This window comes from Ruegeria sp. AD2(2025), from assembly GCF_056542385.1.
Genome location: NZ_JBQFZS010000003.1, coordinates 153964 through 175697, shown reverse-complemented (window position 1 = coordinate 175697; position 21734 = coordinate 153964). Strand labels below are relative to the sequence as shown.

Here is a 21734-nt window from a genome sequence, read left to right as displayed (position 1 = left end):
GATGAAGCAGGGGACACCAAATAGTCCTTCGGGCTTTGGGTTAGCTGGTGGTTTCCGTGGATTCGGTGATCGGGTGGGTGCCATCCGGGTGGTGGTCTTGGATCATCTGATGGATCAGGGTTTTGTGCAGCGGTTTGGTCAGGTAGTGATCAAGGCCCGCGGCCAGGATGCTCTGGTCGTCTCCAGCCATGGCATGTGCCGTCAGCGCCACGATGGGAACGTGGCGGTCGGTTCCGATTTCGCGGCGGCGGATTTCGGTAGTTGCCTCTTTCCCGTCCATCTTGGGCATTGAGATGTCCATGAAGATCAGATCGGGGTCGAATTCGGCGCTGAGTTCGACCGCTTCGAGCCCGTTAGAGACGAATCTGAGGTCTATGTTCAGGTCCTTTGTCATCTTCTTCAGGATCAGTTGGTTGGTCCGGTTATCCTCGGCGGCGAGAACGCGCATCAGCCTTAGATCCTGCTGGGCCTGTTGCGGTTGCTCTATGCCGGGTTCCGGAGGGGTTTCGCGCGTGGGTTTGAAACCCGGGGCCCCCAGGGCGGTCAGGCGCGAGTAAAGCTCGGCCCTTGGGATGGGTTTTTGCAGCACACCTTCGATCAGATGTTGGGCCGGATCGGCGTGGATGACACCGGGATTGGCGGACATCACCACGATCGGCACATCGCCCCAGCCCTTGTCGCGCAGGGCGGTGGCCAGTTCCAGCCCGTCCATGTCCGGCAGGTCGTGATCGCAGAGGATGAGGTCGACGGTCTGATCCACCAGCGGCAAGGCCTCGGCCCCCGTGGCGCAGACCGAGACGCGCGCGCCGAGACGCCCCAGTTGCTTGGTCAGGATGGCACGATTCACCGCCAGATCCTCAACCACCAGAACATGGCGCAACTGCCCGTCCAGATCGGGCGGGGCGGGTTGCGGGCCTTCGGCCGTGGGCAGAGTGATGCGAAACCCGAAGCACGAGCCTTTCCCGGCCTCGCTTTCGACCCAGACACTCCCGCCCATGATGGTGATCAGACGTCTCGTGATGGCCAGCCCCAGACCAGTGCCTTCGAACTGGCGGTTCTGGGCGTCCTCGACCTGATTGAACTCCCCAAAGATATGGGCAACCTTGTCGGCTTCGATGCCGATGCCGGTGTCTTCGATGGCCACATGGATATCGCAGATTTGCGTGGTTGCGTCCGGTACACCGGTGACGCGGATCAACACGTGGCCTTGTGCGGTAAATTTGACCGCGTTGCCCACCAGATTGGTCAGAATCTGTCGGATACGCCCCGGATCGCCGACAAACAGCGTGGGCAGGAACAGGTCGTAATCCACCAGCAGGGTCAGCCCCTTGTCGCGTACGCTGGGTTGCAGCAGCATCGCCACCTCGAGGATGCAGCGTTCCAGATCGAATTGCTCGGGGTGCAGGGTCAGCTTGTCGGCCTCGATCTTGGAATAGTCCAGCACGTCGTTGATGATGACCAGCAGCGCCTCGCCCGAATTGCGGATCGTGTTGACGTAGAGCCGTTGTTCCTCGTTCATCGGGGTTTCGGTCAACAATTCGGTCATGCCGACGATGCCATTCATGGGCGTGCGAATCTCGTGGCTCATGTTGGCGAGGAAGGCGGATTTGGCACGGTTGGCGGCCTCGGCCCGTTCGCGGGCGGCGTTCAGTTCAGCCTCGTGCCGGACCGAGGCGGTGATGTTCAGCGCAAGGCTCAGGACATCGCCGCCATGGCCGCGCTGGTCGATCAGGCGGATATACTGGCCGTTCCACAGCTGGATCACTTCAGGTTCAGGGTGGGGTTGCGCCCATCGGTGCAGCATACGGGCCTGCCAGTCGGCCATCGCCTCAGCGCCGATATCGACGATCCCTTCATGGGTGAGAATCTCGAGGATGCGGCCATAGGCGATGCCGGGCGCCACCTCTTCCATACCGTCAAACACGCTCAGATACGCGGCATTGGCACCGATCAGCGTGCTGCTGCCGTCGAAAAAGGCGAACCCGTCGGGGATGGTCTGGATGGAATGCCACAGGCGGCGTTCGGCAACCTCGACCTTGGCGTTGGCGACGGTCAGGTCGGATTTGACCTTTTCGTTTTCGTCGCGGACCGTCGCCACCTCGGCCTGAGTTTCGCCGATCTGACGGGTCAGGGCGATGGCGTGGCGGCCCAGTTTGCGATTGGCGGCGGACAATTCGGCCTGCTTGAGATGCAGCAGCCGTTCGGCCGCCAGACGCGCGCGCCGCTCCTGTGCCAGTTTTTGCGCAAGACTCATGGTGGGTTTCCCGCGTTGCTTTGGGCACAGCATCGCGGCAGAGCATGAAAAAGTGCTTAAACGCGGCTAGTGCCGCCCCTCGCGCAGCCAACCACCCAGCAGGAACCCTCCGGCCAGCAGCAGCACCAGCCAGGGTGGCAGCAATCCGGCCTGCGTGACATCGCGGGTCTCATAGGCGTTGCGCGGGGTCAGTCCGATCCAGCCGCGCCCGGCTGCGGGACGTCCGGCACGGACATTGCGGATCGCAGGCAGACCGTCTTCGACGCGGATGGTGCCGCCACGCAGGGCGGCCAGCGTCGGGCTCAGAATCTCGTCCGTGGCGATGGTGCGTTCGAATTCTTTCGGGGCTGCCGGACCTAGGCCGATGACGGCCGAATGCTCACCCTCCTGCAGGCGATAGAGGCCGATTTCGGGGCCGAAATACTGCGCTTCGAACCGACCGGGGGACACCTCGTCCAACGTGATCTCAAGCGTGTCGCCATTGGGGCGGGTTATAGTGACCGGTCCAACCTCATCCGAGAGGGTCTGGCGGATGATTCGCATCGACTGGCCGTTGGCCTCGGCCCACAGCGCTTCTTCCTCAAGTTCGGGCTCTTTCATCATCCAGTGGGCCAACCGGCGCAGCAGTTCCAGCTGCGGGCCGCCTCCTTCAAAGCCGCGGCTCCAGAGCCAGGCGTGATCCGAGGCAATCAGCGCCACGCGTCCCTCGCCTACGCGGTCCAGCACCAGCAGGGGGCGATCCTCGACGCCGGTCATCAGCATCTCGCCAGAGCGCTGCCGCACATCGACCTGCCGCAGCCACGCACCCCACTGTTCGGCATCGCCCAGATCGGTAGTGACCGGATGACGCTGGCCCAGATCGGTGACCATCGGCACATAGCGTTCCTCGATCACGCGAGCGGTGGGTTGCGCGGGGATCATCGGACCCAGCGGGGACCGGAAGATACTGTCGGCGGTTGCGAAGTCCGGCCCGGCATTGATCAGCACCGCGCCACCGCCTTCGATGTAGTTGGTGACATTGTCCAAATAGATCGCAGGCAGGATGCCGCGCCGCTTGTAGCGGTCAAAGATGATCAGGTCGAAATCATTGATCTTTTCCAGAAACAGCTCACGCGTGGGAAAGGCGATCAATGAAAGCTCGTCGACCGGTACGCCGTCCTGTTTCTCGGGCGGGCGCAGGATGGTGAAATGGACCAGATCGACCGAGCTGTCGGATTTCAGCAGGTTGCGCCAGGTGCGCCCGCCGGGATGCGGTTCACCCGAGACGAGCAACACGCGCAGACGGTCCCGGACGCCGTTCATCTGGATCAGGGCGGTGTTGTTGCGGTCGGTCAGTTCGCCCTCTGCCTCAGGTACGGTGAACTGAATGACGTTGCGCCCGCCATGGGGTAATGTGATCGGCAATTCCACGTCCAGACCGATGGGAATGGTGAATTGTTCGGGCGCAGCGCCGTCGACCGAGATCTCAAGCGGCGCGGTTGTGGTGCCTGCGGGAGCGGCCCCGGTATCTTCGACGCGCAGGGTCAGGGTTACAGGCTCGCCAATGATGGCGAAGGCGGGGGCGTTGCGGACGATCAGGCGGCGGTCCCAATCGGCGGATCGCCCGGTTTGCAGCAGATGCATCGGGGCGGGCAGATCAGGGGCCTGCTCGGCGTCGTGCACGATCCCGTCCGAGACCACAAGGATGCCCGCGATACGGGCACGGGGTTCCTCGGCCAGCGCGGCGTTCAGCGCCGCCATGACCTGCGTGCCTTCATCCCCGTCCCCATCGCCGACCTTGATCCGGCGCAGTTCGGTGTTGTCGCGGGATTCGATTTCAGCCGCCAGCGCATCAGCCGTCTGCACTGTCTGCTCGGCCCGGTCCGAGAGCGTCTGACTGGCGCTTTCATCCTCGATCATTAGCACGATGTCTGTCAGCGGGGCGCGATCTTCGACCTGATAAACAGGACCGCTGAGCGCCCCAAGGACCACCAGAGCCGCCAACCCGCGCAGGGCCCAGCCCGACAGGCCGCGCCACAGCGCCAGCACGACGCCCGCAAGCGCAATTGCGGCCACGGCGATCAGCACGGGCCATGGAATCAGCGGATCAAAGATGACGGTTCCGGTCATTGTCCGAGCCTGTCCAGAAGGGCGGGCACGTGGACCTGATCGGATTTGTAGTTCCCCGTCAGCACATGCATCACCAGATTGACGCCAAAACGATTGGCCAGTTCGCGCTGCCGCTCGCCCGCATAGCCACGCCCCACGGGCAACAAAGATTGACCATTGCGATCCACAGCCCAAGCCCCGGCCCAGTCATTGCCGCCGATGACCACCGGGGTCACGTTGTCATTGAGGTTGCGGAACGGCATCCCCTCGATCTGCTCGGCATCGGGCGGCGCGGCCTCGACCCAGACCTCGGTACCGGAATAGCGACCGGGGAAATCCTGCAGCAGATAAAAGGCGCGGGTCAGCACGTGATCACGCGGAACAGGCTCTAACGAAGGGATATTCAGCGGCCCGGCCAGTTGCTGCAACTTGCGCCCGTTAGGGCTGGACGCGCCGAAACCGGCGATATCGGCGTCGCGCGTGTCAAACAGAATCATCCCGCCCGAGCGCAGATAAGCGTTGAGCTTGGCATAAGCTTCAACCGAGGGCTGCGGCTGATCAGGCGTTATGGGCCAGTAGAGCAGCGGGAAGAAAGCAAGCTCATCGCGTTCCAGATCGACGCCGATGGGATCGGCGGGCTCGACCGAGGTGCGGAAATGCAGCGTTTGCACCAACCCACGCAGCCCGGCCAACGCGATATCATCGACCTGAGAATCTCCGGTCAAAACATGCGCCAGCACCAGTTCCTGCGTTGCACTCAGCGCGAAATCGGTATCGTCAGGCGTCTGTGCTTGAGCATCCGGGGCGATCAGCAGCGCGCCCAGCGCTACGGCTGTTGCGCGCGCCAAGCCCAACCGCCCGGACAGCGCCAGCGACGCGATGACATCGATCGTCAGCAGCACCAGCGCAAGGCTCAGCAACAGGCCCGCCAGCGGAGTTTCTGTGGTGATCTCCTGCCCCCGGATCGGAACATCGGCGGGCCAGACCGCAGGCGTCAGAACCGCATCCTCGGCCAGCACATTCCGCGCCAGCTTCTGCTTGCCGCTTTCATACAGCCCCGGACGCAAGTCTGGCCCAATCTGGCCCGAGACCAGATCAACCCCATCGACCCCGGCCAGCGTTCCCGCGTCGGTCAGGGTGCCGAAGCCGTCCAGTATCTGAACAGGTTCCCACACGGTGCCCTGCATCTGCGCCTCTTGCCGCGATTTGGCCGCCGAGGCCACAGCCAGCCGGTCCAACATTTCGACAAACAACCCGGACAACGGCAGGCTGGACCATTCCGCGTCTGCGGTCACATGGAACAGCACCACCTGCCCCAGACCCAGCGGTTTGCGGGTTACCAGCGGCGTACCATCGGAGAGCGACGCAATCACCCGATCGGCCAGATTAGGGTCTGGTTGCGCCATCACCTGCGTGGTCACGGCCACATCTGTAGGGATCTCCAACCCATAGAAGGGTGAGTTTTCGGGGAACGGCGCCAACCCCTTGGCCTCGCCCCAACTCATGGCGCCACCGACCGAGCGGCCACCGCTGCGCAGACGAACCGGCAGCAGCGTGTCTTCCTCATCGCGACCCAGATCGCTGGCCGCCATGCGCGGACCGGCGAAGCGCAGCAGCAACCCGCCCTGTTCGACCCATTCGATCACCCCCGCCTGCTCCGAGTCAGACAGTTTGGCCACATCGGCCAGCGCAATGACATCGGGGTTGGCGGGTAAGACCTCGGCCAGACCGCCTTCGACAAAGTCAGCGGTCGGGATCAGCACCTGTGTCAGGTAATGCAGCGGCGACAGCAGCTCCAGCCCCTCGCGGTTCAGGCTGCCTGCAATCAGGGCCACTTCGCGCCGGCGCAGGCTGTCATCGGTCAAGGTCACGGCCCCTGCGGAACGCTGCCCCTGCAGCTCGAACCGGGTGATCCGCGCGCGCAGTTCCGAGGGCAGCGCAAGATCAATTTGCGCCTGTGTAGAGCCGTTTTCGAACTCCAGCGGCGTGGATTGCAGCACCCGCATCGCGCCCGCCGGATCACGCCCCTGCGCCAGAACGGTGACGGTTTCTGCGGGGCCGGGATTGGCGCGCAGAAAACGAAGCTGGATCGCGCCATCCTGATAGCTGGCCGGCAGGATCGCGGTGACGGGACCGGAGGATTGGTAGACGATCACATCCCCGCGTTCTTTCAGCGCGGCGGTCAGACGATCATGCGCGTCATAGTCCAGCCGGTCGCTAAACCAATGGGTGTCAAAGCCGCCCTCAACCTGCGCAAGCGCTGTGAGGGTCTGGTCGATCTGCATCGCGGTGGGCTGCCACGGCATCGGCGTCAGGCCCGGCAAACGCCCGCGCCATGCCTCGGCAGCTTGAAATACCGGGGCTTCGGGCTCGGTCAGGCGCAGGATCGAGACGGGGCGACCGGCCCGACCCGCCTCGGTCAGTTGCGCGTCGATCTGATCCAGCGTCGAGGACCAGCGCGTCGCCCCCGCCCAGCTGGCATCCAGCACCAACAAGAGCGGACCTGATCCGGTTTCATCGCGCGAAGGGTTCAGCACTGGACCCGCCAGCCCGATTATGATCGCCGCTGCCGCCAGCATCCGCAGCAACAGCAGCCACCATGGAGTCCGGTCCGAGACGCTTTCATCATCCTTCAGACCCAGCAGCAGGGTCACGGCAGGGAACAGACGGCGGATAGGCGCGGGCGGAACCGCGCGCAGGATCAGCCACAGGATCGGCAGGGTCAGCAGACCCAGCAGCACCCATGGTGCGGTAAAGCCGATGCCCGCCAGAACCGTCATTGCGCCCCCCCGTCCAAGGCGCGATAGAGCCACAACAGAGCCGATTGCGCGCTGTCGCCCGTATGGTGCAGGCCCATCTGCCAGCCGGTCGCGCGACACAGCTGCGTCAGCGCATCCTTGCGCGCGGCGAGACGATCCAGGTAGCGATCACGCAGGTCGGCGGCTTTCAAGGTCTCATGGCGGGCGGTGCCGCCGACGCTTTCGAAGATCGTGCGCCCGGCATAGGGAAAGGATTCCTCGCTGGGATCCAGAACCTGCAGCAGCACCCCGCGAACGCCTCGGTCGGCGGCTTTGGTCAGGGCCAGTTCGACCTCGTCCAGCGGGCCGAGAAAATCGGAGATGAACACGGCGCGGGCATGCGGGATCATCGCGCGGTGTTCGGGCGGGGCGTAATCCGTCTGTGAGTCCTCGGACCACGCCTGCGCCAAACGGATGATCTGCGCATTGCCGCGTCGGGGCGGCAGAGTGGTGCCAGTTAGCCCCACACGTTCCCCGCCCCGCACCAGCAGGATCGCTGTTGCCAGCCCGAGCAGACGCGCGCGATCCGCCTTGGTCGGCAGGCTCTTATCCGAGGCAAACCGCATCGATGCACCCTGATCGACCCACAGCATGATCGACTGGGCAATCTGCCATTCGCGTTCGCGCACAAACTGCTGATCGCCACGGGCCGAACGCCTGTGATCGATCAGGCGGCGACTGTCACCGATCTGCGCCGGGCGGTATTGCCAGAAATCATCCCCCAGACCCGAGCGCCGCCGTCCGTGGTCACCCAGCAGCACAGTTCCGGCCAGATGCTCGGCGCGCGCCAACAGGGGCGGCAGCCGGGACGCCTCGGCCTCGGAACGTTCGCGTAGGGTCTGGGCGGCGTTCACGCCGCAGCCTCGGTGCGGATCAGGCCCATGGCGGTCGAGTCGATCAGATCCGCCAGACTGTCACCGCGTGCCCGTGCCGCAAAGTTCAGCGCCATCCGGTGGCTGAGTACGGGGCGGGCCATCGCCAGCACATCCTCGGCATTGGGGGCCAGGCGCCCCTGCAGCATTGCGCTGGCGCGAACGGTCATCATCAGGGCCTGCGCCGCACGCGGGCCGGGACCCCAGGCGACGGTTTCCTTCACCCGCTCGGACACGCCCGCCTCTTCGGGCCGGAAAGCGCGGACCAGATCGAGGATCAGTTCCACCACCGACTCGCCCACCGGCATCCGGCGCAGCAGCACCTGCGCGGCCAGCAGCTCTTCTTTGGTGAAGATCTGATGCGCCTCGTCTTCCTCGACGCCCGTGGTTGCCAACAGAATATCGCGCTCGGTGTCGCGGTTGGGATAGTTCACATCGACCTGCACCAAAAAACGGTCCAGCTGCGCCTCGGGCAGCGGATAGGTGCCCTCTTGCTCGATCGGGTTCTGCGTCGCCAGCACGTGGAATGGAATGCCCAGCGTGCGGTCTTCACCTGCCACGGTCACGGTGCGTTCCTGCATCGCCTGCAGCAGCGCCGATTGGGTCCTAGGGCTGGCCCGGTTGATTTCGTCCGCCATCAGCAATTCGCAGAAGATCGGGCCGGGAATGAAACGGAAATGACGGCTGCCATCCTCGGCGGTGTCCAGAACCTCCGAGCCCAGAATATCGGCAGGCATCAGGTCCGGCGTGAACTGGATGCGGTTGCCATGCAGGCCCATGACAGTCGACAGAGTCTCGACCAGTCGCGTCTTGCCCAGACCGGGCAGACCGATCAACAACGCGTGACCGCCGCACAAAAGCGCGGTCAGGGTCAGGTCCACCACCCTTTCCTGCCCAATGAACCGGCGGGTGATCGAGGATTTGGCCTCTTGCAGCTTGTCTTCCAGCGCTTCGATCTCGGCGACGAGGTCGGCGGGTTCGGTCATGACTTTCCCTTCCGTGGACTATTATGGTTGAAGTGTATCGCGCTGAGAGGAAATGGCAAAAGCAATGAGCGGACAAAAACCTGTGAAACCTTCTGCCGACGATCTGGCAGCCTCGGTCCGGGCGGCCAAAACGCGGGGCTTGCCGCCCGTTCACCTGTGGACTCCTCCGTTTTGCGGCGATCTGGACATGCGGATCGCCAAAGATGGCACATGGTTCTATATGGGGTCGCCAATCCGGCGGGTCGAGCTGGTAAAGCTATTTTCCTCAATTCTTAAGAAAGAAGAGGGCCGCTATTACCTTGTGACCCCGGTCGAGAAGGTGGGAATCACCGTCGACGACGCCCCGTTCGTGGCCGTCGATTTCGATATCGCAGGCGAAGGCGCGGCGCAGGTGCTGAGTTTCACGACTCATGTGGGCGATACCGCCATCGCAGGCCCCGATCATCCGATCCGCATTGTCACCGATCCGGAAACAGAAGAACCTTCACCCTATATACTGGTGCGCGCGAACCTCGAGGCGCGGATCGACCGCAAGAGCTTTTATCGCCTTGTCGATATCGGCACCCATCACGAGGGTTGGTTCGGCGTCTGGTCGGGTGGGCAGTTTTTCGGGCTGATCCGATCAGAGGCACTGGGCTGAACCACCCGGCGGTCCTGCGCCAGCAGCACTGCCAGCGCCACGATCCCGGCGCCCAGCGCGCGGGTCCAGTTCCAGTCATCCCCCAGCACCACCATGATGACCATCACGTAAAAAGGCGCGACGTTGATGTGAAACGACGCCAGCGCCACGCCCAACCGTCCGACCGAAGCGATGAACAGAAACTGGCTGAGGCCGAACGACACCAGCGCATAGATCATCAACATCCCCAGCTGCGGCGCATCCACCGGGCGCGTGGGCCGGATGTCCAGCCCCGCCAGCGCCGCGCCCGAGACCAGGACGACTGCGGTCACCAGCCCTCCGGCCAGGGTGATCGTGCTGCGGCCCATCGGGCTGAGCTCGGGGAAATCCCGCGCCGTCGCCATGCTGGCCCAACAGAACAACGCCGTCGACACCACGGCGCAAAGCGCACCCAGCCCCAGTTGCGCCGGGGCCACCGCGCTGGTGGCAATCAACCCGCCAAGGATCGAAACCCCCACGCCCAGTGCAAACCGCCACCGCAGCCGCCGGGTGCCCGCCATCAGTTCCAGCAATGTTGCAATCAGCGGCGCGCAGGATGCGATGATGGCCACCGTCACCGGATCGGTGAATTTCTGCGCCAGAATGATCAGGAACATGCCCGTCCCCAGCACGCCGCCCACAAACAGCGCATGGCCCCACCGCGCCCGCAGCACCCGCGCGGGTCCGTCCAGCCACAGCCACAGCGGCACCATCACCGCCACCGCCAGCGCCAGCCGCGCGGCAAACAGCGCAATCGGCGGCCAGCTTTGCAACAACACCTCGGCCGCCGGAAAACCAGCGGCCCATGTCAGCATCGATCCCACCGCCAGACCATTGCCCGACAGCGCCGAGGACCGTCCGGCAGGCGCAGCAAGGGCGTGCCCGCGCGCGGGTTCAGGGCTCATCGCCATAATGTTCAACCTTCTCGTGGGCGCGACACCGGCGAAATAACCTGCCGCGATAGCCAGAGCCTGACTGATTCGACCCGCCCGATCTGGCCGATTTTCGACAATCTGTCGTTTTCAGTCCCTTTCGTCGCCAACCCCCAGCAGCTAGACTTGCTGCACCAACCGGGACCACTCATGCCCAGATTTGCCGCCAATCTCTCGCTGCTCTTTACCGAGTTGCCCCATCTCGACCGGTTCGCCGCCGCCGCCCAAGCGGGATTCGAGGCGGTCGAAATCCTGTTCCCCTATGATCTGGCCGCCAAGGAAACCCGCCGCGCCCTGCTGGCCAACGGGCTGGATCTGGTGCTGATCAACGCGCCGCCCCCCAACTATACCGGAGGCGAGCCGGGTTATGCCGCCGTTCCAGGCGGCGAGGACCGGTTCAGGTCCGATATCAAACGCGTCCTGCGCTATGCCGAGGTGTTGCGGCCCGGCCTGATCCACATCATGTCGGGCTACGCCTCAGGCCCCGAGGCGCTGGAGTGTTTCGTGCAAAACCTGCAATGGACCGCTGATGCCGCACCGCATCAGCAGTTCACGATCGAGCCGCTCAACCCCGTCTCGCAGCCCGGCTATTTCCTGAACGATTACGATCTGGCCGCGCAGGTGCTGGACCGGGTGAACCGCCCCAATCTGGGTCTGCAATATGACAGCTTCCATGCCCAGATGATCCACGGCGATGCGCTGGCGGTCTGGAACCGCTTTCACGACCGCGCCGTCCACGTCCAGATCGGGGCTGCCCCTGACCGCGCGGAGCCCGGCACCGGCCCGACCGATTTCCCGGCCCTCTTCGCCGCCATCGACGCCAGCGGCTATTCCGGCTGGGTCAGCGCCGAATACACGCCATCGACCCCGCGCACCGAGGCCTCACTGGGCTGGATGCGACACTGAGGCCCGACGTCACGCTGGCCATCACATATCTCATGCCGCATATGTAAAGAGCACCGACCGAAGGAGATGCCCATGATTCCCGCGCGCTTTGCGACCGCCCTGTTCGGTTTCATCATGTCCGGGCTCATGTCCTGCATCGTCACCGGCATCGCCACGGTCAAGGCCATCGGGTTCGGCCCCTCGACCTTTGGCGACTGGATGGCGTCCTGGGCGTTCTGCTGGCCCATCGCCTTCACCGTAATCCTGACGCTGGGCCCTGCGGTGAAACGTCTGGTCGCCCGCCTTGTCAGGCCTAAGGCCTGACCGCTGCGAAGAGGGCCCGCCGGGCCTGATGAGCAGCGCCCCTAATGCGCCTCGGCCCAGTTCGCGCCCTGCCCTGCATCCGCGACCAGCTTGATATCCAGCTTCACCGCCGGGTCCGCCGCGCCTTCCATCACATCCCGCGCTACCGCGATGGTCTGATCCACCGCATCCTCGGCCACTTCGAACAGCAATTCGTCATGCACCTGTAGCAACATCTTTGCGGGCAGGCCCTCAATTGCCCCCGGGATCCGCACCATCGCGCGCCGGATCACGTCCGCAGCAGTTCCCTGTATCGGCGCATTGATCGCCGCCCGGCGCGAGAATCCGGCATGCGGCCCCTTGGCGTTGATCTCCGGCGTGTGGATTTTCCGTCCGAACAGGGTCTGGACGTAACCGTTCTCTTTGGCAAAGGCGACCGTGTCGTCCATATAGCGCCGGATACCCGGGAACCGTTCAAAATAACGGTCGATAAAGCCCTGCGCCTCGGCCCGCGGAATGCGCAGGTTGCGCGCCAGACCAAAGCCCGAGATGCCGTAGATCACACCAAAGTTGATCGCCTTGGCCTGCCGCCTGATTTCTGGCGTCATCTCATCCAGCGGCACATCGAACATCTCCGATGCCGTCATGGCGTGAATGTCCAACCCGTCGGAAAAGGCCTGTTTCAGGGTCGAAATATCGGCAATATGCGCCAGAATCCGCAATTCGATCTGGCTATAGTCGAGGCTGACCATCACATTGCCCGGCTCGGCAATAAACGCCTCGCGGATGCGCCGCCCCTCTTCAGTCCGAACCGGAATGTTCTGTAGGTTCGGATCGGTCGATGCGAGACGGCCTGTGTTGGCCCCCGTGATCGAATAAGACGTGTGTACCCGCCCCGTGTCAGGGTTGATATGGGTCTGCAGCGCGTCCGTATAGGTCGATTTCAGCTTGGACAATTGCCGCCAGTCCAGCACCCGGCGGGGCAGTTCATGCTCGGTGGCGAGGTCTTCCAGAATATCCGCGCCGGTCGAATACTTGCCGGTCTTGCCCTTCTTGCCGCCCTCAAGCCCCATCTTGTCGAACAGAATCTCGCCCAATTGCGCGGGCGAGCCGACATTGAAATTCTCGCCGGCCAGTTCGTGGATTTCAGCCTCTAACCCGGCCATTTTCTGGGCAAATGCGTTGGACATTCGAGACAGGACATCGCGGTCAACCTTGATGCCGTGCATCTCCATTTCCTTGAGAACCGGCACCAGAGGACGTTCCAGTGTCTCATAAACGGTCGTCACCTGCACCTGATGCAGCTGCGGTTTGAACAGCTTCCACAGACGCAGCGTAATATCCGCATCCTCGGCGGCATAGGCGGTCGCCTCGTCAATCGGCACCTTGTCGAAAGTGATCGCCGACTTGCCCGAGCCCAGCAGCGGCTTGATCGGGATCGGCGTGTGGCTGAGGTAGCGTTCGGACAGAGTGTCCATCCCATGCCCATGCTCGCCGCCATGCATCGCATAAGACATCAGCATCGTGTCATCGATGGGGGCCACGTCGATGCCATAACGCGCGAAAATCTTGGCATCGTATTTCATGTTCTGCCCGATTTTCAGGATCGACGGGTCCTCGAACATTGGTTTCAGCAGGTTTAGAGCCTGATCCAGCGGCATCTGCCCCTCGGCCAGCGCGTCGGTTCCAAACAAATCATCTGTCGCGCTTTCGCGGTGGATCAGCGGGATGTAACAGGCCTCACCCGCCTCAACGCAGAGCGAAATGCCCACCAGTTCAGCGATCATTTCATTCAGACCAGTGGTCTCGGTGTCCACCGCGACCCAGCCCCGTTCATAAGCCTGATCGATCCATTTCTGCAGCGCACCCGCATCCCGCACGCATTCGTATTTCGAGGCATCGAAAGGAATCTCTTCGGCCTCGGACACCACCTCGGGCGCGGGGGCATCGGCGATGACCGGAGCCTCAGCCCCCAGCTTGTCGGCGATGCGCTTGGTAAGGGTGCGGAATTCCATCTCGGCCAGAAACGCCAGCAGGGTATCGGGCTCGGGATCGCGCACCTCAAGATCGTCCAGCGTGAAATCCAGCGGCGTTTGTTCGTCCAGTTGCACCAGCTTCTTCGACAGCTCAATCTGGTCGCGCTTTTCGATCAGGGTCTGGCGACGCTTGGGCTGTTTGATCTCTTCGGCGCGGTCCAGCAGCGTTTCCAGATCACCATATTCGTTGATCAGCAAGGCCGCCGTCTTGACCCCGATCCCAGGAGCGCCCGGAACGTTATCCACCGAATCCCCAGCCAGAGCCTGCACATCAACCACACGTTCGGGACCGACCCCAAACTTCTCGAACACCCCGTCGCGGTCGATGCGCTTGTTCTTCATCGCGTCCAGCATTTCAACGCCATCACCCACCAACTGCATCAGGTCTTTATCGGAACTGACGATGGTGACACGCCCCCCGGCCTCGCGGGCCTGAACGGCGAGCGTGGCGATAATGTCGTCGGCCTCGTACCCCTCCAGCTCTTTGCAGGCGATGTTGAACGCCTTCGTCGCCTCGCGGGTCAGCGGCATCTGCGGACGCAGATCCTCGGGCATCGCCTCGCGGTTGGCTTTGTAAAGGTCGTAAAGATCGTTGCGGAAGGTATGAGAGCCCTTGTCGAAGATCACCGCCACATGGGTCGGCGCATCCGGCCCCGCGTTATCCTCGACATATTTCTGCAGCATGTTGCAGAAGCCCGACACCGCCCCAATCGGCAATCCATCCGACTTCCGCGTCAGGGGCGGCAGCGCGTGATAGGCGCGGAAGATAAAGGCCGATCCGTCAATCAGATGCAGATGGCAGCCTTTTCCGAATTGGGTCGTGGTCATATGAGGGCTCCTGCGCTGGGTTGCGCCAAGTTGTACCGAATGCGTTGGCAAAAGACGAGGCCGCTCGGCGGCCCATCAACGGTTCAAGAATTTGCGCTGCGACGGGTCCCAGACCAGCCCGGATTTCTGGGCGATGACCGCGAACTGTTTGCTGAGCGAGCGATCGTTCAGACGTTTGGACATGCTGCGCAGGGGGACAAGGTTGCGCTCTCCGTAGCCGTCGATCAGGAAAAAGGCCGGGGCACCGCCGCGGGTGCCATAGACGATATTCGATCGCTTGACGTCGCGGGCAACGATCTGCAGATCGAACATCCGGGCGACAAAGGCATTCAGATCCTGCAGAAGCGCATCTGTCAGCCGGTCCGGCGCCAGCAAAGGGCCAAGCTTTTCGGCCAGTCCGCCATCCGGCCCGCTGATCCGTTCCACCGCAACGCCGGGGCCGCGACTGGTCTGCACCACACCCAGCATCCGCGACAGCGGAGACTGGTTGATCCGATCCCCCAGCCTGAGCGCGACGCGCAGCTCGCACTCGACCTCTTTCAATATGCTGCGATAGCGCGCGCTTGGCACCAGTTTCCACGCCAGACGCTTGCCCCAGCGATGCGAAACGCGGTCCTCGGCGCGGGTAAACACCTTGATCAGCAGATCGGGATGGCCGGGAAAGTCATAAACGCTGCGGACGGTGCCGTTTGCGATGGGCTGCTGATCGGAAAGGTCGATGGTCGTGGCTGCAAACAGCATCCTCTGTCCTTTCCGGTCACACGCGGCCCGATCAGCTTTCGTGCCCCTTCAGAACGTATTTGCAGTCGCAATACGGGCATTCGACCCATCCGGTATCCTCGGGGATTTGCAGCCAGACGCGCGGATGGCCCAATGCCCCTTCGCCACCGTCACAGGCGACGCGAGAGGTTTCCACGATCTTGGTTTCCGGCGCTTCGATGGTCACGGCTGGCGGTCCTTCTTCGGTTGTCGGCCTCGCGGGCATGTATTAGGTGCGTTTATGAGCGATGAGCAAACCGGGGGCAAGAGCCACATGGCCGATGCGGCAATCAGGATCGAGGGGCTGCGTAAGACCTATCGCGGCGGCAAGGGCCAGCCCGAGAAACAGGCGCTGAAGGGGATTGACCTGACGGTGCCGCGCGGTTCGGTCTTCGGGCTTCTGGGGCCGAACGGGGCCGGGAAATCGACGCTGATCAACATTCTGGCGGGGCTTGTGGTCAAGACCTCGGGGCATGTCTCGATCTGCGGCTATGATCAGGACCGCAACCCGCGCCAGTCGCGCGCCGCCATCGGCGTGATGCCGCAGGAACTGAACCTAGATCCCTTCTTCACCCCGCGCGGCGCGTTGGAGGTTCAGGCCGGCCTCTATGGCGTACCCAAGGTCGAACGCCGCAGCGACGAGATTCTCGAACTGGTGGGCCTCAGCGACAAGGCCGAGGCTTATGCGCGCGCGCTGTCGGGCGGGATGCGGCGGCGGTTGCTGCTGGCCAAGGCGCTGGTGCATCACCCGCAGATTCTGGTGCTAGATGAACCCACGGCGGGCGTCGACATCGAGTTGCGGCAGATGCTGTGGGCCAACGTGCGCAAGCTGAACGAACAGGGCATGACCATCATCCTGACCACACACTACCTGGAAGAAGCGCAGGAGATGTGCGACGAGATCGCCATCATCAACCAGGGCGAGAAGGTCGCGCAGGACAGCACCGCCAACCTGCTTGGACGTATGGACAGCCGCACCATGGTGATCATCCCCGACGCGCCCATTCAGACTTTGCCCGATGCCGAAGATGTGACCGCCGCGCTGCGCGACGATGGCGATCTTGTGCTGCAGTACCACAGCAACCAGACCAGCGCCGAACAGGTGCTCGAGGCGGTGCGGCAAGCCGGTATCCGCATCCGCGACGTGCGCACCGAAGAGGCCGATCTTGAGGATGTCTTCCTCGCGCTGACCTCAAGCCGGTCCGACGATCTGCCTGCGGACGACCCCGATCAGCCGCACCGGGGAATGCACCGCGTCAAGCTTTAGCCGCGGTCTATCCGCGCGTGATAGCAGTTGTTCAGAGCTGACCGGATGTGGATATACGCCACCTCAGCCCGGGCAAAGATCGCCTCGGCGGCCTCTTGCAGTTGCGCCTGCGGTGTGATGATGCCGGTGCCGTAAACGATCCGATCATCCGACCCATATCCCTTGATCAGGTAATTGGGTGAATCGGTCAGCACCTCGGGCAGATCCATCGAGGCATCATAGCGCGCGCACGGCTCTGCACAGAGGTAAATCGGCCCTGTTTCGGCAAAAGGCTGCGTTTTGGGAAAGGGCCTGTGGGCCAGCACCAGCATCTCTTTGCCTTCGGGAATATAGGTCAGACAGTGGCGGCAGGGATTGCCTGCGCCGTTGGAAACAGCCCGTTCGGGCGGGTTGCCATAGCCGTCCGGCGCGCCGCGCCGGTAGGCCTGAACCTGATCGGTGGGAAGGGCGGAAATCTTTTGCATGATACGTCTCCTTGCTTTGGGATGATCATGACCGCGGCGCATCTGCGCCTCGACCCGTTTCCTGCGCAAAGCGCGGGTTCAAATGGCTGTACGCGCACAGCGCCCTAGTATAGCACTGGGGCTCAGACACGCAGCGGGCACCCATGATTCAGAATATCTGGCTCCATATCGGCACGGCCAAAAGCGGCACCACGGCGCTGCAGCATTTCTGCGCCGATAACCGCGCACAGCTTGAAGCTGCGGGCCTTGGCTATGTCACGGTCGATGGCCACACTTCGGTGAACAAGCTGGCGATCGCGATCAACAAGGGGCGCGCGGCGCAGCTGGCGCAGTTTCAGGATCAGATCACCCGGCAGATTGAAAACAACCGGGCGCGAACAGTGCTGATTTCATCCGAAATGCTGTTCGGGATGGCCCCCGAAAAGATCCTGACGGCATTGCCGGTGCTGCAGGATCATCCCCTGAACCTGCTGGTCTATCTGCGCCGTCAGGACCGCTATATCGAGAGCAAATATCTGCAAAAGCTCAAGAATGGCCGGTTCCGCGGCACCATCTGGGACTATATCGACAAGTTCGACGGATCGGGGTCGGACTATCATGCCGAGTTGCGCCCGTGGTTCAATCTGGACTGCGACGTGCACCCCCGTATCTGCGAACGCAGCGCACTGATCGGCGGATCGACCGTCACCGACGCGATGGCGGTGATGGGATTTGATGAGCTCGCGCAGGTAGTGCCGGAAACCCGGGTCGAAAATGTCTCACCCTCGCTGGGGCGCATTCAACTGTTACAAGCGCTAAGCGATGCGGGCCATCCGAAGACCCGACGCATCCAGCGCGCGCTGCCGCCGGACCCGAACGGCAAGGCGCGGTTTCTGACGCAGGCGCAGCGGCAGGCCTATGTCGCCAAATACAAACGCAGCAACGAGGCGCTGCGGCAGTCGTTCTTTCCCGCGCTGCCACAGCTTTTCGCCACCGACGATCTGGAGGCCCCGGACGATGCGCCGCCCGCCGGATATACGCCGGAACAGATCGCCGAGATCACAGAACTGTTCAAGCTGGTCCTGCAAACTCCGAGATGACCGCGCACCCTGCCGGCGCATTGCGGTTCGGCCATCCGATATGTTAGCGGTAAAATTTCCTCTATCCGTGCCGGAGATTTGGGTCTAAGCAGGCCGCAACACCCAAAACTCACCGAGGCCTCTGCCATGCGCACTCAGGACAGCACCCTTCGCGGGCTAGGTTTTGCATTTCTGGGATTCGCCGTCTTTGCCACCCATGATGTGCTGATCAAAGTTCTGGGTGGCACCTATTCGGTGCTGCAGATCATCTTTTTCGCGACGCTGTTTTCCTTCGTCCCGATGGCGGTCACGATTCTTGCCGACCGCACCACCGCCAATTTCCTGCCGCGCCATCCATGGCTGATCCTGCTGCGTTCGGCGCTGATGATCACCGCCATGTCCTGCGCCTTTTACGCCTTCTCGGCCCTGCCACTGGCCGAGGTCTATTCGCTGCTCTTTTCCTTCCCGCTGATCGTAACGGTCCTGTCGATCCCGGTATTGGGCGAGGTCGTCCGCGCCCAGCGCTGGGCCGCGGTCGGCGTCGGCCTGATCGGTGTTCTGATCGTTCTGCGCCCCGGCGCGACCGACATCACGCTGGGCCATCTCGCGGCACTGACGGCGGCGTTCTGCAGCGCCTTCGCCTCGGTTCTGGTGCGCAAGATCGGGAATGAGGAACGCTCGGCCGTGCTGATCCTTTATCCCATGCTGCTGGCCATCGTGGTCATGAGCATCGCGCAGCCGGCGATCTATCAGCCGCCCTCGCTGCTGCATCTGGCGATGATGGCGCTGGTCGGCGTATTTTCCGTCATCGCGCAACACCTGATCATCCTCGCCTATCGCGCCGCGCCCGCCGGGGTTGTTGCGCCCAGCCAGTACAGCCAGATCATCTGGGCCACGATCTTTGGCGTCCTCTTCTTTGACGAACACCCCGATATCTGGGTCGCGGTCGGGGCCAGCATCATCATCGCCTCGGGCGTCTTCGTGGTCTGGCGCGAGAGCCGGGCGAACACATCGGCCAACACACCGGTACTGCGTGTACGATCTCCGCGCTCGGATACCGGCGCAACGCGGCCCGGAGAATGACAAACGGCGCGCCAAGCAGCGCGCCGTAATAGCAATTTCAGCCGGTTTAGAGCCTTAATACACAACCACAGAGCGGATGCTTTCGCCCTTATGCATCAGGTCGAAGCCTTGGTTGATGTCGTCCAGACCCATGGTGTGGGTGATCATCGGGTCGATCTCGATCTTCCCTTCCATGTACCAATCCACGATCTTGGGCACATCCGTCCGGCCCCGAGCGCCGCCAAATGCGGTGCCGCGCCACGACCGTCCGGTGACCAGTTGGAACGGGCGGGTCGCAATTTCAGCGCCCGCAGGTGCCACGCCGATGATGATCGATTCACCCCAGCCCTTATGTGCCGATTCAAGCGCATCGCGCATCACGCCCACATTGCCGGTGGCGTCAAAGGTGTAATCCGCACCGCCCTTGGTCAGATCAACCAGATAAGGGACCAGATCGCCCTCGACCTCTTTGGGATTCACAAAATCGGTCATGCCGAACTTGGTGGCCATCTCGACCTTGGCGGGGTTCAGGTCAACGCCGACGATCTGATCCGCCCCGGCCAGACGCAGGCCCTGAATGACGTTCAGACCGATACCACCCAGACCAAACACGATGGCGCGGCTGCCGATTTCGACCTTGGCGGTGTTGATGACGGCTCCGATACCGGTGGTCACGCCGCAGCCGATATAGCAAATCTTGTCGAACGGCGCGTCCTCACGCACTTTCGCCAGCGCAATTTCCGGCAAAACCGTATGGTTCGAGAAGGTCGAGCAGCCCATGTAGTGCAGGATCGGATCACCATCCAAGGTCGAGAAACGGGACGTTCCGTCGGGCATCAGCCCTTGCCCCTGCGTCGAGCGGATCGCCTGACACAGGTTGGTCTTGGGATGCAGACAATATTCACACTCACGACATTCCGGAGTGTAAAGCGGGATCACGTGATCGCCCGGTTTCAGGCTGGTCACACCGGGGCCAACCTCAACCACCACGCCTGCGCCTTCGTGGCCCAGAATAGCGGGAAACAGCCCCTCGGGGTCCGCGCCCGACAGGGTGAACTCATCGGTGTGGCAGATGCCGGTGGCCTTGATTTCCACTAGAACCTCGCCCGCCTTGGGGCCTTCGAGGTTTACATCCATCACTTCCAAAGGTTTGCCCGCCTGAACGGCGACGGCGGCACGGGTACGCATGATGCTGATCTCCCTGTCTGTTTTGCCCCGACCCTGCGCCAAATACAGGGTGTTTTCAACAACGCTTTCGTGACAGGTTGTCTAAAGCTTTGATATTTCAGAAACGACATTGCCGCGAAAAGGAACGCCAATGCGCCGAACAATTCCAATCCTGTGCCTGCTGGCCGCCTGCGCCGACACCACCGAGAGCCAGGATTTCGCCCCCACGCCCGAACCCTCGCCCGTTGATCTTGCCTTCTGTCAGGGAGAGGCCTTTGCCGATGCCATTGGCCAACCCGTCTCGGACATTCAGGCACAACTGCCCGAGCGGTCGCGCATTCTGGGGCCCGACGGCATTGCGACGCAGGATTACCGTATTGATCGGTTGAATGTGTATGTGAATGGCGCGGGCGTGATCCAGAGGCTGACCTGCGGCTGACATCACTTGCCGCGATAGACCAGAATGTCCGGCAAATAATCGATCAGCCTTATCACCCATGAAAACGGGGCCGGGAAATCGGTGCGAAAGCGGCGGCGGGACATGGCGCGCAGGACGCGGTCGGCGGCGTCCTCGGGCGTCATCAGCATCGGCATCTTGAAACTGTTCTTTTCAGTCAGACGGGTCTTGATAAAACCCGGATTGACGATGCGCACCGTCACGCCGGTGCCTGCCAGATCATGCCGCATGGTTTCAGCCAGTGAAATCAGTGCCGCCTTGCTGGCCCCGTAAGAGATCGCGTTGGGCAGGCCATGATACCCCGCCAGCGACCCAATCAGGGTGATATCGCCTCGGCCTTCGCGCACAAACCCGGGCACCGTTTCGCCCAGCACCCGCAGCGCGCCGGAATAGTTTACGTCGCTGATCGCCAAGGCGGCCTCGGTATTCCATTCCGAGGTTCGGATCGGGTCATAAGCGCCCGCGTTGTAGACCAGCCCGTCGATCTCGCCGGTTTCGGCTACGGCACGGCGGACGCTATCCAGATCAGTCACATCAAAGGGCACAGCGCGGGCATTCGGCAGAGTCTGGCACATCTCGGACATCCGGTCAGCGTTGCGCGCGGACAGGATCAGATGCGCGCCCTTGCGGCTCAGCGTCTCGGCCAAGGCGCGGCCAAGGCCCTCGCTTGCTCCTATGATCCAATAGGTTTTGCCGTCAAAACTGCTCATATCCGGGCCATTTTCGTTCCGCTGTGTGGGTTACGACCCGGGGGCAGGGTTGGATCACGCGGACTGGCTGCGTGTAACCAGACTTCACAACATAGTGCGCCTGCGAAAAACTTCTACGCCGATTGATCCGGTGCCTCATATCCTACGTAT

The 21734-nt window shown here is 62.7% G+C and carries 19 protein-coding genes; 7 read left to right on the top strand and 12 right to left on the bottom strand.

Annotated features, from left to right (window positions below):
* Positions 1–40 precede the first annotated feature (40 nt).
* The 5 genes from ACR1XV_RS08275 to ACR1XV_RS08255 all read right to left on the bottom strand — a co-directional run bounded on the left by ACR1XV_RS08275 (position 41) and on the right by ACR1XV_RS08255 (position 8998).
* Entirely contained in the window at positions 41–2254 is a 2214-nt protein-coding gene (locus ACR1XV_RS08275) for a response regulator (protein ID WP_480530152.1), read from the bottom strand.
* Between the two features lie 66 nt (positions 2255–2320).
* Positions 2321–4363 carry a hypothetical protein gene (locus ACR1XV_RS08270; RefSeq protein WP_480530150.1) on the bottom strand — a complete coding sequence of 681 codons (2043 nt, stop codon included), beginning with the start codon at positions 4361–4363 and terminating at the stop codon, positions 2321–2323.
* Positions 4360–7122, bottom strand: coding sequence for a DUF4159 domain-containing protein (locus ACR1XV_RS08265; RefSeq protein ID WP_480530148.1), 2763 nt, complete (start codon positions 7120–7122; stop codon positions 4360–4362). Before ACR1XV_RS08265 ends, ACR1XV_RS08270 begins: the two co-directional genes overlap by 4 nt.
* Complete coding sequence (locus tag ACR1XV_RS08260; RefSeq protein WP_480530146.1) at positions 7119–7994, bottom strand: DUF58 domain-containing protein; 876 nt, start codon at positions 7992–7994, stop codon at positions 7119–7121. Before ACR1XV_RS08260 ends, ACR1XV_RS08265 begins: the two co-directional genes overlap by 4 nt.
* Entirely contained in the window at positions 7991–8998 is a 1008-nt protein-coding gene (locus tag ACR1XV_RS08255; RefSeq protein WP_480530144.1) for an AAA family ATPase, read from the bottom strand. The genes ACR1XV_RS08260 and ACR1XV_RS08255 overlap by 4 nt, the downstream gene beginning before the upstream one ends.
* A 64-nt stretch (positions 8999–9062) precedes the next feature.
* On the opposite strand from ACR1XV_RS08255, the gene ACR1XV_RS08250 reads away from it, so the two are divergent.
* The gene (locus ACR1XV_RS08250) at positions 9063–9638 is read left to right on the top strand and encodes a DUF1285 domain-containing protein (protein WP_480530142.1); all 576 of its coding nucleotides are present in this window, start codon (positions 9063–9065) and stop codon (positions 9636–9638) included.
* Here the strand turns inward: ACR1XV_RS08250 and ACR1XV_RS08245 are convergent.
* Entirely contained in the window at positions 9566–10567 is a 1002-nt protein-coding gene (locus ACR1XV_RS08245) for a DMT family transporter (protein ID WP_480530140.1), read from the bottom strand. The genes ACR1XV_RS08250 and ACR1XV_RS08245 overlap by 73 nt on opposite strands.
* Before the next feature lie 171 nt (positions 10568–10738).
* Between ACR1XV_RS08245 and ACR1XV_RS08240 the strand changes: the two genes are divergently transcribed.
* Together ACR1XV_RS08240 and ACR1XV_RS08235 are read left to right on the top strand one after the other, a co-directional pair.
* A complete protein-coding gene (locus ACR1XV_RS08240) occupies positions 10739–11494 on the top strand; it encodes a hydroxypyruvate isomerase family protein (protein WP_480530138.1) in 756 nt (251 codons plus the stop codon).
* Positions 11495–11566: 72 nt separating this feature from the next.
* Positions 11567–11797: a DUF2798 domain-containing protein gene (locus ACR1XV_RS08235; RefSeq protein ID WP_480530136.1), complete on the top strand. Its 231-nt coding sequence runs from the start codon at positions 11567–11569 to the stop codon at positions 11795–11797.
* A gap of 41 nt (positions 11798–11838) precedes the next feature.
* Here the strand turns inward: ACR1XV_RS08235 and polA are convergent, their stop codons facing one another.
* The 3 genes from polA to ACR1XV_RS08220 form a co-directional block, all read right to left on the bottom strand.
* The gene (gene polA / locus ACR1XV_RS08230; RefSeq protein ID WP_480530134.1) at positions 11839–14640 is read right to left on the bottom strand and encodes a DNA polymerase I; all 2802 of its coding nucleotides are present in this window, start codon (positions 14638–14640) and stop codon (positions 11839–11841) included.
* Positions 14641–14715: 75 nt separating this feature from the next.
* On the bottom strand, positions 14716–15381 hold the full coding sequence (locus ACR1XV_RS08225) for a YrbL family protein (protein WP_480530132.1): 666 nt from the start codon (positions 15379–15381) through the stop codon (positions 14716–14718).
* A gap of 31 nt (positions 15382–15412) precedes the next feature.
* Complete coding sequence (locus ACR1XV_RS08220; protein ID WP_480530130.1) at positions 15413–15586, bottom strand: zinc-finger domain-containing protein; 174 nt, start codon at positions 15584–15586, stop codon at positions 15413–15415.
* An 87-nt stretch (positions 15587–15673) separates the two neighbouring features.
* Here ACR1XV_RS08220 and ACR1XV_RS08215 point away from each other — a divergent pair, with 87 nt between their 5' ends.
* Positions 15674–16666, top strand: a complete 993-nt coding sequence (locus ACR1XV_RS08215) for an ABC transporter ATP-binding protein (RefSeq protein ID WP_480530682.1) — start codon at positions 15674–15676, stop codon at positions 16664–16666.
* On the opposite strand, the gene ACR1XV_RS08210 is transcribed toward ACR1XV_RS08215, so the two are convergent.
* Positions 16663–17130: a DUF1203 domain-containing protein gene (locus ACR1XV_RS08210; protein WP_480530128.1), complete on the bottom strand. Its 468-nt coding sequence runs from the start codon at positions 17128–17130 to the stop codon at positions 16663–16665. The two genes, ACR1XV_RS08215 and ACR1XV_RS08210, sit on opposite strands and share 4 nt — an antisense overlap.
* A 143-nt stretch (positions 17131–17273) precedes the next feature.
* Here ACR1XV_RS08210 and ACR1XV_RS08205 point away from each other — a divergent pair, with 143 nt between their 5' ends.
* Both ACR1XV_RS08205 and ACR1XV_RS08200 read left to right on the top strand, forming a co-directional pair.
* Positions 17274–18209: a hypothetical protein gene (locus ACR1XV_RS08205; RefSeq protein ID WP_480530126.1), complete on the top strand. Its 936-nt coding sequence runs from the start codon at positions 17274–17276 to the stop codon at positions 18207–18209.
* 126 nt (positions 18210–18335) lie between these two features.
* Positions 18336–19271, top strand: a complete 936-nt coding sequence (locus tag ACR1XV_RS08200; protein WP_480530124.1) for a DMT family transporter — start codon at positions 18336–18338, stop codon at positions 19269–19271.
* 54 nt (positions 19272–19325) lie between these two features.
* Here ACR1XV_RS08200 and ACR1XV_RS08195 read toward each other — a convergent pair whose 3' ends face one another.
* Positions 19326–20438, bottom strand: coding sequence for an S-(hydroxymethyl)glutathione dehydrogenase/class III alcohol dehydrogenase (locus ACR1XV_RS08195; RefSeq protein WP_480530122.1), 1113 nt, complete (start codon positions 20436–20438; stop codon positions 19326–19328).
* Between the two features lie 130 nt (positions 20439–20568).
* Here ACR1XV_RS08195 and ACR1XV_RS08190 point away from each other — a divergent pair, with 130 nt between their 5' ends.
* A complete protein-coding gene (locus ACR1XV_RS08190) occupies positions 20569–20856 on the top strand; it encodes an I78 family peptidase inhibitor (protein WP_480530120.1) in 288 nt (95 codons plus the stop codon).
* A 2-nt stretch (positions 20857–20858) separates the two neighbouring features.
* On the opposite strand, the gene ACR1XV_RS08185 is transcribed toward ACR1XV_RS08190, so the two are convergent.
* A complete protein-coding gene (locus ACR1XV_RS08185; RefSeq protein WP_480530118.1) occupies positions 20859–21584 on the bottom strand; it encodes an SDR family NAD(P)-dependent oxidoreductase in 726 nt (241 codons plus the stop codon).
* Between the last annotated feature and the right edge of the window lie 150 nt (positions 21585–21734).

Bases quoted from the DNA above. Each gene is read 5' to 3' on its own strand.
- polA (WP_480530134.1), bottom strand. From the start codon at position 14,640: ATGACCACGACCCAATTCGGAAAAGGCTGCCATCTGCATCTGATTGAC.
- ACR1XV_RS08210 (WP_480530128.1), bottom strand. From the start codon at position 17,130: ATGCAAAAGATTTCCGCCCTTCCCACCGATCAGGTTCAGGCCTACCGG.
- ACR1XV_RS08190 (WP_480530120.1), top strand. From the start codon at position 20,569: ATGCGCCGAACAATTCCAATCCTGTGCCTGCTGGCCGCCTGCGCCGAC.
- ACR1XV_RS08225 (WP_480530132.1), bottom strand. From the start codon at position 15,381: ATGCTGTTTGCAGCCACGACCATCGACCTTTCCGATCAGCAGCCCATC.
- ACR1XV_RS08195 (WP_480530122.1), bottom strand. From the start codon at position 20,438: ATGCGTACCCGTGCCGCCGTCGCCGTTCAGGCGGGCAAACCTTTGGAA.
- ACR1XV_RS08205 (WP_480530126.1), top strand. From the start codon at position 17,274: ATGATTCAGAATATCTGGCTCCATATCGGCACGGCCAAAAGCGGCACC.
- ACR1XV_RS08235 (WP_480530136.1), top strand. From the start codon at position 11,567: ATGATTCCCGCGCGCTTTGCGACCGCCCTGTTCGGTTTCATCATGTCC.
- ACR1XV_RS08250 (WP_480530142.1), top strand. From the start codon at position 9,063: ATGAGCGGACAAAAACCTGTGAAACCTTCTGCCGACGATCTGGCAGCC.
- ACR1XV_RS08275 (WP_480530152.1), bottom strand. From the start codon at position 2,254: ATGAGTCTTGCGCAAAAACTGGCACAGGAGCGGCGCGCGCGTCTGGCG.
- ACR1XV_RS08215 (WP_480530682.1), top strand. From the start codon at position 15,674: ATGGCCGATGCGGCAATCAGGATCGAGGGGCTGCGTAAGACCTATCGC.
- ACR1XV_RS08200 (WP_480530124.1), top strand. From the start codon at position 18,336: ATGCGCACTCAGGACAGCACCCTTCGCGGGCTAGGTTTTGCATTTCTG.
- ACR1XV_RS08265 (WP_480530148.1), bottom strand. From the start codon at position 7,122: ATGACGGTTCTGGCGGGCATCGGCTTTACCGCACCATGGGTGCTGCTG.
- ACR1XV_RS08240 (WP_480530138.1), top strand. From the start codon at position 10,739: ATGCCCAGATTTGCCGCCAATCTCTCGCTGCTCTTTACCGAGTTGCCC.
- ACR1XV_RS08185 (WP_480530118.1), bottom strand. From the start codon at position 21,584: ATGAGCAGTTTTGACGGCAAAACCTATTGGATCATAGGAGCAAGCGAG.
- ACR1XV_RS08255 (WP_480530144.1), bottom strand. From the start codon at position 8,998: ATGACCGAACCCGCCGACCTCGTCGCCGAGATCGAAGCGCTGGAAGAC.
- ACR1XV_RS08270 (WP_480530150.1), bottom strand. From the start codon at position 4,363: ATGACCGGAACCGTCATCTTTGATCCGCTGATTCCATGGCCCGTGCTG.
- ACR1XV_RS08245 (WP_480530140.1), bottom strand. From the start codon at position 10,567: ATGGCGATGAGCCCTGAACCCGCGCGCGGGCACGCCCTTGCTGCGCCT.